This window comes from uncultured Kordia sp. (assembly GCF_947489565.1).
Lineage (GTDB): Bacteria > Bacteroidota > Bacteroidia > Flavobacteriales > Flavobacteriaceae > Kordia.
The window spans coordinates 34,064-44,726 of sequence record NZ_CANLEA010000034.1; the positions used below are offsets into that span (position 1 = coordinate 34,064).

General features: G+C 34.1%; 11 protein-coding genes. 9 read left to right on the top strand and 2 right to left on the bottom strand.

Annotation, left to right across the window (positions count from 1 at the left end; genetic code table 11):
- Nucleotides 1-5: 5 nt before the first annotated feature.
- A complete protein-coding gene (locus tag Q0845_RS26645) occupies nt 6-1,355 on the bottom strand; it encodes an FAD/NAD(P)-binding oxidoreductase (RefSeq protein ID WP_298520783.1) in 1,350 nt (449 codons plus the stop codon).
- Nucleotides 1,356-1,637: 282 nt separating this feature from the next.
- On the opposite strand from Q0845_RS26645, the gene Q0845_RS26650 reads away from it, so the two are divergent.
- The 5 genes from Q0845_RS26650 to Q0845_RS26670 all read left to right on the top strand — a co-directional run bounded on the left by Q0845_RS26650 (nt 1,638) and on the right by Q0845_RS26670 (nt 6,721).
- On the top strand, nt 1,638-2,354 hold the full coding sequence (locus tag Q0845_RS26650; protein ID WP_298520786.1) for a DUF547 domain-containing protein: 717 nt from the start codon (nt 1,638-1,640) through the stop codon (nt 2,352-2,354).
- A gap of 367 nt (nt 2,355-2,721) precedes the next feature.
- Complete coding sequence (locus Q0845_RS26655; RefSeq protein WP_298520789.1) at nt 2,722-3,651, top strand: hypothetical protein; 930 nt, start codon at nt 2,722-2,724, stop codon at nt 3,649-3,651.
- 36 nt (nt 3,652-3,687) lie between these two features.
- Nucleotides 3,688-4,692 carry a glycoside hydrolase gene (locus Q0845_RS26660; protein WP_298520792.1) on the top strand — a complete coding sequence of 335 codons (1,005 nt, stop codon included), beginning with the start codon at nt 3,688-3,690 and terminating at the stop codon, nt 4,690-4,692.
- Between the two features lie 8 nt (nt 4,693-4,700).
- On the top strand, nt 4,701-5,456 hold the full coding sequence (locus tag Q0845_RS26665) for a hypothetical protein (protein ID WP_298520794.1): 756 nt from the start codon (nt 4,701-4,703) through the stop codon (nt 5,454-5,456).
- A gap of 2 nt (nt 5,457-5,458) precedes the next feature.
- Nucleotides 5,459-6,721, top strand: a complete 1,263-nt coding sequence (locus Q0845_RS26670) for an outer membrane protein assembly factor (RefSeq protein ID WP_298520797.1) — start codon at nt 5,459-5,461, stop codon at nt 6,719-6,721.
- A 62-nt stretch (nt 6,722-6,783) separates the two neighbouring features.
- Here Q0845_RS26670 and Q0845_RS26675 read toward each other — a convergent pair whose 3' ends face one another.
- Nucleotides 6,784-7,767, bottom strand: a complete 984-nt coding sequence (locus Q0845_RS26675) for an NAD-dependent epimerase/dehydratase family protein (RefSeq protein ID WP_298520800.1) — start codon at nt 7,765-7,767, stop codon at nt 6,784-6,786.
- Between the two features lie 57 nt (nt 7,768-7,824).
- On the opposite strand from Q0845_RS26675, the gene Q0845_RS26680 reads away from it, so the two are divergent.
- The 4 genes from Q0845_RS26680 to Q0845_RS26695 all read left to right on the top strand — a co-directional run bounded on the left by Q0845_RS26680 (nt 7,825) and on the right by Q0845_RS26695 (nt 10,433).
- Nucleotides 7,825-8,283 carry a RidA family protein gene (locus tag Q0845_RS26680; protein ID WP_298520803.1) on the top strand — a complete coding sequence of 153 codons (459 nt, stop codon included), beginning with the start codon at nt 7,825-7,827 and terminating at the stop codon, nt 8,281-8,283.
- A 167-nt stretch (nt 8,284-8,450) separates the two neighbouring features.
- Nucleotides 8,451-9,302, top strand: a complete 852-nt coding sequence (locus Q0845_RS26685; RefSeq protein WP_298520805.1) for a TraB/GumN family protein — start codon at nt 8,451-8,453, stop codon at nt 9,300-9,302.
- An 11-nt stretch (nt 9,303-9,313) separates the two neighbouring features.
- Complete coding sequence (locus Q0845_RS26690; RefSeq protein WP_298520808.1) at nt 9,314-9,817, top strand: RNA polymerase sigma factor; 504 nt, start codon at nt 9,314-9,316, stop codon at nt 9,815-9,817.
- Nucleotides 9,807-10,433: a hypothetical protein gene (locus Q0845_RS26695; RefSeq protein WP_298520810.1), complete on the top strand. Its 627-nt coding sequence runs from the start codon at nt 9,807-9,809 to the stop codon at nt 10,431-10,433. The genes Q0845_RS26690 and Q0845_RS26695 overlap by 11 nt, the downstream gene beginning before the upstream one ends.
- Nucleotides 10,434-10,663: the final 230 nt, after the last annotated feature.

Below are 10,663 nucleotides of genomic sequence, written 5' to 3' on the forward strand. Positions count from 1 at the left end.
TTTAATTAAGAGAATTGAAAAATACGTTTCCAACTTCTCTTTTTGAGTTGGATGTTAGTGTTGTGTTCTTGATTGAATTGTGCTACGATTGTTTTTTCGTGTAGTTTGTAGAATTCAGGATCAAAATTGGCGTCTGCTAAGTGTTCTAAAACATATTCTACAGAACGTTCTTCAGTGAGCCATTTATCAAAAGCATGATGACGCATGCGAATTCCAAAGGTGTTGATTCCTAAGAATAACTTCGATTCTTTGTGAAATGCAATGGTGATACAAATATGTTTCTCAGGATGTTTCCAATGAAAATGTTGTTCGTATGCTGGTCGTCCACGCTCACCAAAAACCCAACCATAAGTTTGGTATTCAATGTCTAAAAATTTTGCAGAATTGAACCAATGTCCCGGATTGTAATCTCTTGGATTTCCACATAAAGTTTGTGCCAAGGTTTCGCCCATCATACGACCTGTATACCAAACGGCTTCAATAGGTCTGCGTTGTCCAATAGGTTCGTGTTGTTCGGCACAATCGCCAATTGCATAAATATCTTTAATATTAGTTTCTAGTTTTCTATTAACCTTTACACCGCGTCCGAGTTCAATATTGGAGTCTTTTAAGAAATCTACATTTGGCGAAACTCCTGCAGTGAGTCCAACAACGGTGCATTCAATTTCTTCTCCAGTTTCTTTGATGATGATCGATTTTACTTTTCCGTTTTCGTCTGCTTTGATTTCTTGTAGATTCACACCTAAACGCAAATCTATATGATGTTCTTTAATATGTTCATTAATCATAGCAGATTCGCCCGCAGGCAATACGCCATTCCAAAAACTAGTTTCGCGTACTAAAAACGTTACTGGAATATCGCGACTTTGGAGCATTTCTGCCAATTCAATTCCGATAAGTCCGCCGCCAACAATGACAGCACGTTTACATACTTTATTATTAGGTGCGTATTTTTCTAAATTTTCTAAATCTTGTCTGTGATACATTCCCATAACACCATCTAAATCTTGTCCTGGCCAACCAAATTTGTTCGGTTTTGAGCCTGTAGCGATGATGAGTTTATCGTATTTCATAGTTTCTCCACTTGCAAAAACCAATTCTTTAGAAGCGTCTTTGACTTGTGATACAAACCCTTTTTTAAGTTCGATGCGATTCTTTTTCCAAAACCAATTTTCGTAAGGTTGTGTGTGCTCAAACTTCATATGTCCCATGTATACATACATTAATGCAGTACGCGAGAAAAAATATTCTGTTTCAGCTGAGATAATGGTAATTCTTTTGTCGGAAAGCTTTCGAATATGTCTGGCAGCTGTAACTCCTGAAATTCCATTACCTATGATTACAATATGTTCCATAAAATGTTGATTGGTTATTAAGTTCCTAAATATGAGTAGGAATTGACTCGTGTCGGGAATTCTGTCGATGTTAAAGTTAAGAACTTAAACAAGATTAAGAATTTAGAATAATTATAAATTAAAAGTTTTTTGTAAGGATTTTTAAAAAATAACAACTGGTTTGGCGCTTGAAAATCAAATTGATACGAAATGAAAACTTTTTTTTGAAAGTTTGTAAGTTCCTCACTTTTTTGCGGACTTATCCACCATTACAAAATGAAATTAATATTGAAAAAAATTGCTATGAACTATAAAATCATCACACTAATTGTATTATTTATGAGCACCATTGGATTTGCTCAAAATACAGACGCTTTCTTTAAGTCATCTGATGCATTTTTTAAAGCACATGTAACAAATGGACGCGTAAATTATAAAGCTATTAAAAAGAATCCTGCTGAATTGGAAAAAATTCTGGCTTCTACCAATAGTATAACAGTCGATAAAAGCGATGCCAATACGTACCAAGCTTTTTGGATTAACATCTACAACTTATCTGTAATTAAAGGAATTATTAAAAAATATCCTGTAAAATCACCACTAGATATCAAAGGATTCTTCGACAAAACAAAACATTCTGTAGGAGGAAAGAAGATTACACTGAACGATATAGAACACAAATTGTTACGCGGACAGTTTAATGATGCTCGTTTTCACTTTGTATTGGTCTGTGCAGGTTTAGGTTGTCCTCCAATTATTTCAGAAGCATATTTGCCTAATACATTAGACAATCAATTAGATAGGCAAACACGAATTGCTTTAAATAGTGACAGTTTTATCAAAGTAAATGCACGTAAAAAACGCGTACAACTTTCTGAAATCATGAAATGGTACAAAGAAGACTTTACACAAAACGGAAATGAAATCGACTTTATCAATAAATACAGAGAGGAAAAAATCGCAGAGAAATCTAAAATCAGTTACTATCCTTATAATTGGAAATTGAATCAAACGAAGTAATTTTTGAAATACTGAATGTTATATTTTAAATTTAGAATTAGCAAGTACTTCTCGATACAATTTTCTAGCGAAAATCACTCGAAGTGACGTTTTAGAAAACTATAGAATTAAGATTGTCAATTCGAGCGCAGTCGAGAATATTTTGAAAATGAAAGAACAAATACACAAACAAAAATATTCGTGAATTCGTGACAGAAAGTTGAGAAATTAAATTTAAAATGTAAAACTCAAAATTATAAATGTAAAAGTGTTTTCAATTGAAATTAAGAAAACAAACAGACTAATACACAAAAAATAAAAACTAAAGGCTAAGAGCAAAAAGCTAACAGCCAAAAAATAACTAATTACAATACTAAATTAAATTAAAATGAACACTAAAAACTTATTCTTAACCCTATTCGCCCTACTTTTTGTAAGCTTCTCTTTTGCCCAAGACGATGATCAAGATGAAGACACATCAGACGATTTAACAAACATTCAGGAATTTACGCCGTCAAAATTATTACGTAAAGGACAATGGGATATTAAGTTCTTCAATAGTATTTATACACAAACAGAAAGAACAGATGAAGGAAGTACTTCTGTAACAATTCCAAGAGAAACATTTTTTACAAATACTACAGAAATTTATACAGGAATTAGCGATAATCGTCGTATCAACATCGGATTCATTTTCCAAGTACGTTCCAATACGTTTGGTGGTGCAGGTGCTTTAGATGTATTTAACTTTAGAGACGATGCAACGTCAAGAAGCGGATTAACTACAATTGCGCCTTCGATTCGTGTGCAACCGTTTAAAAACATCTCAAACTTCTCATTTACGAGTTCTATCTATTTGCCAATTTTTAAAGACAAAGCAAACGCTCCATATTTAGATAAGAGAAGTATATTTTGGGAAACAAAATTCTTCTACGATAAAACATTCGGACAAGATAAATGGCAGTTATTTACACAAGCTGATTTCGGATTCAACTTTGGAGAAAAATCAGAAGACGCAAATCCAAATGATTCAAATGTAGGTGAACGTTTTGCAAACAATAGTTTATTCTTACCATTAGCTGTATTTTTAAGCTACTTCCCATCAGCAGAATCAACAGTATATGTAAATACAAAGCAAGCATTCTTAATTGATTTAGGAAATAACTTTGGACAAAATTCAACTTCTGTTGGAATTGGAACAAAATACCAATTGACAGACGTATTAAACATAGAAGCTTCTTTTGACAAGTTTGTACGTGGAAACAACTTCCAAGGACTTGGACAAACTTTTAGCATAGGTTTAAGAGCACTGTTTTAGGAAATATAGTATTTTAGGAGTCTAAAAAAATCATTGATGAAATTTAGACTCCTTTGTATCTTTTTTGCCTTGTTGCAATTTTCATGTACAAGTCAAACACAAAAAATGAATGGTGTAAGTTTTGTAGCTGCACCGCAAGCTATTGATCAAACCAATATTGATCCTGTCATTAAAGTGAATGCAAACTATGCCGCCATTATGCCTTTTGGCTTTTTGCGAAAGTTATCTGCAACAGAAGTCATTCACAATACAGACAGACAATGGTTTGGCGAAACTCGAAAAGGAGCCAAACAATATTCAGAATTACTGCAAAAAAACAATATCAAAATCATGATCAAACCGCAAATTTGGGTTTGGAATGGTGAGTTTACAGGTTTTATTGAAATGGAATCTGAGGCAGATTGGAAAGCGTTTGAAGCTTCGTATGAAAGTTTTATCCTTGAATATGCAAATCTAGCACAAGAAATTAAAGCTGAAGTATATTGTATAGGAACGGAATTGCACAAGTTTGTAGCGGCACGACCTGAATTTTGGAAACAACTCATCACGAAAGTGAAAAAAGTATACAAAGGAAAACTAACCTACGCAGAAAACTGGGATTCTTTTGACAAAGTACCATTTTGGAAAGGCTTAGATTTTATTGGAATTGATGCTTATTTTCCATTGAGTGAAGACAAAACACCTTCATTAGAAACCTTGCAAAAAGGTTGGCAACCACACAAAAAGAAGATTGTGGATTTGTCCAAAAAACTAGATCGAAAAGTAGTTTTTACGGAATACGGTTACCGAAGCATGGATTACACAGGGAAAGAACCTTGGGATTCTAGCAGAAAAGGAAAAGTACTCAATTTAAAAGCACAAGAAATCGCATTGCAAGCCTTGTTTAACGAGTTTTGGAAAGAAGAATGGTTTGCTGGCGGATTTATCTGGAAATGGTTTCACAACTATGAAAGATCGGGCGGATTGGAAGATCACCAATTTACGCCACAAAACAAACCCGCAGAAGAAGTCTTGCGAGAACATTATAAAGCACATCGATAAAAATACTGATGAATCGTTTCAAAATAATCATATACTGCACACTGTTTTTTGCCATAGTATCTTGTCAATCAGATGATACATTAGCGGCAATCAATATACAAAACACCACCAAGTTGTCTGATATGATTGCAAATCGTACTATAGAAACTGGTGCCGTGATTGCTTGTGCAGCAAGTGATGTTAACGATGACGCTGTTGTACATGTTTTTTATTATCTAGAAGAAGGCGCAACGAATGTTCGGTTTTTTGAGACAAATACAACCAATGTTGATAAAGACGATTATACAAGTTACAACGAATTAGCGATCAATTCTACGGCACTTTTTGATGGATTCATCTATCAATTTACAAGACCTTTTGCTCAAGATCAATGGGTGATTGTTACGTTTGAATTGAATGGAGAAGTGAAAATTTCAAATCCAATTCGTACTAAAAACAATTCAAAACCAACTGTTTGGAACGATGAGGTTACTATAAATCAACAAGTTTCTCAAATGCCAAGATTTATGTGGGAACACAACGCTAACGGAGATAATGCTATTTATTTTCAAGTACTTTCTACTATTGATTATGGCTTGCTTTCAGGAACCTACACGTATGAAAATCAATTTCAATACTATGATACGTCCAATGTGGTTTTAAACATCACAACGGAAACGCCACTTGAATTGACCGTTAACAATTCGTATAAATTTACCTTAATGGACGTCAGCGAAGATAATTGGGTAAATACAGTTATTCAAAGTATCTTTGTGGCTGAATAGCTATGAAAAAAAATATCCTCCTTTTCGCGTTTCTTTTAATTGCATTTTATGGAATTGCACAAGAAAAAATTGTCTATGATGTAAAATTTCAAGGACAAAAAAAGAACAAAGTCGGTTTCTTAAAAAATTACATTAGTGTCAGAAATGGTGACGCTTTAGATTCACTACAGCTGGAGAATGATGTTATTCTATTAAAGCGTTTGGCTGGTGTTTCGCATGCGTATTACCAAGTATTTTACTCGCATGATAACTTATACAATGTATATTTCAATATTGAAGAAAACTTTACACTCATTCCAAATGTCAATCTTTGGACCACAACGAATGAGCAAGTAGCGTATAAAGTTGGATTGTATGATTATAATTTTTTGGGAAGAAATATCGCTTTTGGCGGATTTTACCAAAACAACGGATTTGACTCATACGGAATCAATTTGCGCGCACCGAACTTGTTTACGCGGAATTTTGGAGTCGCCATCAATCACCAAAACTGGACGAGTGAAGAACCGCTTTTCTTTGATGGTGGATCGGCAAACTATAAATATAGCAATACATCATTTGAAGTATTAGCGCTCTATCAAATCAACTTCAGACATCGCTTACAGTTTGGAATCAACATCTTTAAAGAAGAATATGATTACTTATCTGGAATTACTTCAGATGCTATTCCGCAAAGCTTATCGTTGGACAAACAAATGCTGAAATTTGTGTATGAATACGATGCGTTAAACTATGATTACCAATATGTAGAAGGATACAAAAACACCTTGTATTTACAATATGTAACCACGGCAAATGACTTTCAAAACAACTTCCTTATTGGTTGGAGTGACTTTTTATATTTTGAAAGAGTGGGCGAAAGAGGAAACTGGGCAAATCGCTTTCGATTTGGTGTAGCTTCCAACAATTCAAGTCCGTTTGCACCATTTTCTGTGGACAACAACTTAAATATTCGTGGTGTCGGAAACATCATTGATCGTGGAACGGCAAGTATGGTATTGAATTCTGAATATCGCTATACTTTATACGAAAAAGGATGGTTTATTCTGCAAGGAAACGGATTCCTTGATGCGGGAACTTGGAGAAATCCTGGTGGAGACTTTGGAGATTTTGTCGATAGTAAAAACTTTAGAATCTATCCTGGAGTCGGACTGCGTTTTATACACAAACGAATCTTTAATGCTATTTTCCGAATTGATTACGGACATGGAGTTACCAAAAATGCAGGTCGCGGAATTGTCTTTGGTATTGGACAGTATTTTTAATTCTCACGTGTCACATCGAGCGCAGTCGAGATGAAAGTGGGAATCTCATCAAAAATAGAAAGTTAACAATTCAATTTGGCAATAAGTGCTAATCGAGTTGTTTCAGACATTCCATAAATAGGTTCTTTCCAACCAAGAGCATCATAATATTCAATCGTTTCTTTTACACTTTCTTCAAAGTCTGTCGGTACTATTTGTAAATCGTTTTTCAATGCAGTATTGTCATACGTATGATAATCACAATCTAACCATAACGGCATATCAAACCATTGATTAATGTCTTGCTGATGTAGAAAATCAGGTGTTGCATTGACAGTTTCAAAAGTTGTATGCAAATGCTTTGCAGCACTATTTACAATTTGTTGGATAGACGTTTTCTGAGCCGTAATTACATTATAAATTCCTGTCACAGGCAATTCAATACCATTTAGAATAGTTTGCACAAGATCTTGCACGTAGGTCAACGAAAATACGCGTTTGCCAAAATCGGGAAGTAGTAATTCTGTGTGTTTTTTTGTTTGATACAACCAATAATAAAAACGATCGGTATGATCATACGCGCCATATACCAATGATGGACGCAGCATTAAATATTCTTGAGTCGAATGTTTTAAAATCCGTTCACATTCCGCTTTGCGATTTCCATACGACGCATTTGTACGATCAGTTCGTTCAGCATCAGTACAACTAAGTATTTTGGTAGTTTCATCTCTCAATATCGATTGATCATGTTCGTTATCATATACCGAACACGTAGAAACTAAAATGTATTTTTTAAGTGTTCCTTTAATGGATTTCAATACGTTTGAAAGTGAATCAGGATAATAACACGATACGTCAATTATATAATCCCAATGTCCATTTTCAATTTGACGGACGTCATCTGTTTCTCTATCGCCTTTTATTTTTTTTAGCTGTGGAAACAAATCAGCTTGTGTTTGTTGCCTATTAAACAACGTAATATCGTATTTGTTTAATTTTTGTAATTGTTCAACTAAAGTACGACCTATAAATTGCGTGCCTCCAAGTACGAGTATCTTTTCCATGTAAAAAAGATACTATTTTAATTTCTTAAATTTGTGTTGAACCAAAAAAATAATCTTGTGAAAAACTTCCTTTCTCTTTGTATACTGTTTTTACTATGCTTTAGTAGTTGTCAAACCGCGAACGATTCTAATAAAAGTAGTGATATCACCTTTCATAAATCACATTTGCCACAACGACAAAACACACCTTTTAGCGCTGCGGTAGAAACGGAAAATTTACTTTTCTTATCAGGTCAAATAGGAAAAGATCATTCTAAAGGAATTTTAGCACCTGGCGGAATAAAAGCAGAAACAAAACAAGCTTTGGAAAATATAAAAGCAGTATTGGCGCAACACAATTCTTCACTGGATCGTGTCGTAAAATGCACGGTAATTCTAGCAGATATCAACGATTTTAAAGATTTCAATAGTGTGTACGTACAATACTTTCCAAACAAACCTGCACGTACAACTTTTGCTGCTGGCGGATTGGCCATTGGTGCAAAAATTGAAATTGATGTAATTGCTGCGAAGTAATTTTACAATTTTATTTTTTATAATATTAAAAATCAGTTAATTATAAAATAGTTTTCATTTTTTTGTAACATATTTTCAAAGTCGATACTTACGGAGCAAATAGAAATTAATTCAACACTAAGATCTATTCAGCTGAAAAAATATCTTTTGTGATAAACAACAAAATCATGCAACAACTCATTATATTACTTTGCTTTATTGTAAGCAGCTTTATAGCAAATGCGCAAGACACAAAACTTGAAAATTCCGTATTGTGGAAAATAGAACACGAAAACTTAGAGAAACCTTCCTACCTTCTGGGAACAGTTCATATTTTATGTAAAGACGATTTTACCATTCCCGAAAAAGTAACCAAAGCCTTCAACGAAACTGAACGTTTGGTGTTGGAAGTAGACATGTCGGACACGAAAGCTTTAATGGCAGTGCAACAAAAGATGATGTCTGGCGGAAAACTGACGGAAGAATTATCAAAAGCACAACAAACCTATTTAGACAATTTATTGAAAAAGGAATTGAATATGTCACTGAAAATGGTGAATAATTATACCTTAATGACGGTGTATACCTTGTTGATTCAGCAAAGTTACAGCTGTCCTATAAAGAAAATGTATGAAGTAGAATTGACAAGCATAGCGAAAGCAAATAACAAAAAAGTAGCAGGATTAGAAACGCTAGATGGTCAATTAGATTTTTTCGCGAAAGCGTATCCAAAAGACTTTTTATGGAAACAAATTGAGCTGTTTGAAGCCTATAAAACGGCGTTAGAAGAAATGGTGATGTTTTACAAAAAAGAAGAACTTCAAAAACTATATGACGGCATGAACGACGAGCGTTTTTTTAATAAAAATGCAGCATATTGGATGTTGACAGTTCGCAATACAAATTGGTCCAAACTAATGCCAGAAATGATGAAACAACAATCGAATTTATTTGCCGTCGGCGCAGCACATTTGCCTGGAGAAAACGGCGTTATTTCATTATTACGCAAACAAGGATATACAATTACGCCTGTATTTTAAAGCTCGATTCATTGAAACTCACAGAACAAGAATTTCTTAGCAAAATTGCCACACACAAAGGCATTATTCACAAGGTTTCTCGGATCTACTTTGAAGATGCGAGCGACCGTGAAGATTTGGTGCAAGAAATTATTTTACAACTTTGGAAATCATTGCAATCGTTCAATGGAAAAAGTCAATTTTCAAGCTGGATGTATCGGGTTGCTTTAAATACTGCCATTGTATTTTTTAAGAAAGAAAAACGAAAGCCTGATGGTTATGAAATGCCTGCACATGTGCAATTGGTTCAAGAAGATTATTCAGACGAAAAAGAACAACAACTTGCCACTTTTTACAAAGCTGTTCAAGAATTAAACAAAATTGAAAAAGCCTTGATTTTCCAGTTTATCGAAGGGTTTTCGGGAGAAGAAATTGCCAAAAATTTAGGAATGTCACCTGTAAATGTTCGCGTAAAGCTCAACAGAACAAAGAAAAAATTAAAAGAAATTATAAAAACACAGAATCATGGATTTTGATAAAATAAAAGAACTTATGGATAACGAAAATCAAGATGATTTGCAGTTGCCAACAAGTTTAGAAAACTTAAAGGAAAGTCAGATGCCAATTGCCAAGATTCGCAAAACGATGAAAGGAGAAATTGCCATACAACTTGCTGGAATTGTCATCTTTTTCACCTATCCATTTTTAATAGAAATGTATGAATTGCCACGTGCCGTATATTTTATTTTTATGTTCATTACAAGTTTAATGACTTTGGGATATTTAGCGAAAATGATTTGGTTTTTACGCAGAACTTCTAGTGTGGGACAGCAAACGAAAGAAACGATTTTAAACTTTATTCACGATATCAAACTCACGATGGAAGTCTATAAAACCGGAATTATTGCAGGTTCCTTGTTATTACCTGTTTCGGTAACAGCTATTTTTATGGGCGCGGTAAAATTTGGAGAAGATCGTTTTACAGAATGGTTTTTACTGCAAATGTCTACAAGTACGTTGCTGCTAGTGATTTTAGGATATTTACTTTCTGGAGTTGTTATTTATTATATTACTGTGAAATGGGCAGATAAATTGTATGGTGTGCATGTACGTAAGTTGGAAGAGATTTTGACTCAGATGGAAGAGGTTTAGAATCGCTGACGCTGTTAGATTTGGCGTTGCCTCTTAGAATTTTAGACGCGCTTTGCTTTTAGAATCACTTTAGGTATCGATTTAGATTATTAAAAACGTCACTTCGAGTGGCAAATCTCTGATTTGTTGTATCGAGAAGTACTATGAATTTCTAAGCTGTTCTCGATACAATTTTTCTTCATTTCATTACGAAAAACCACTCGAACTGACGTGTTGTGATCATTCCTCGT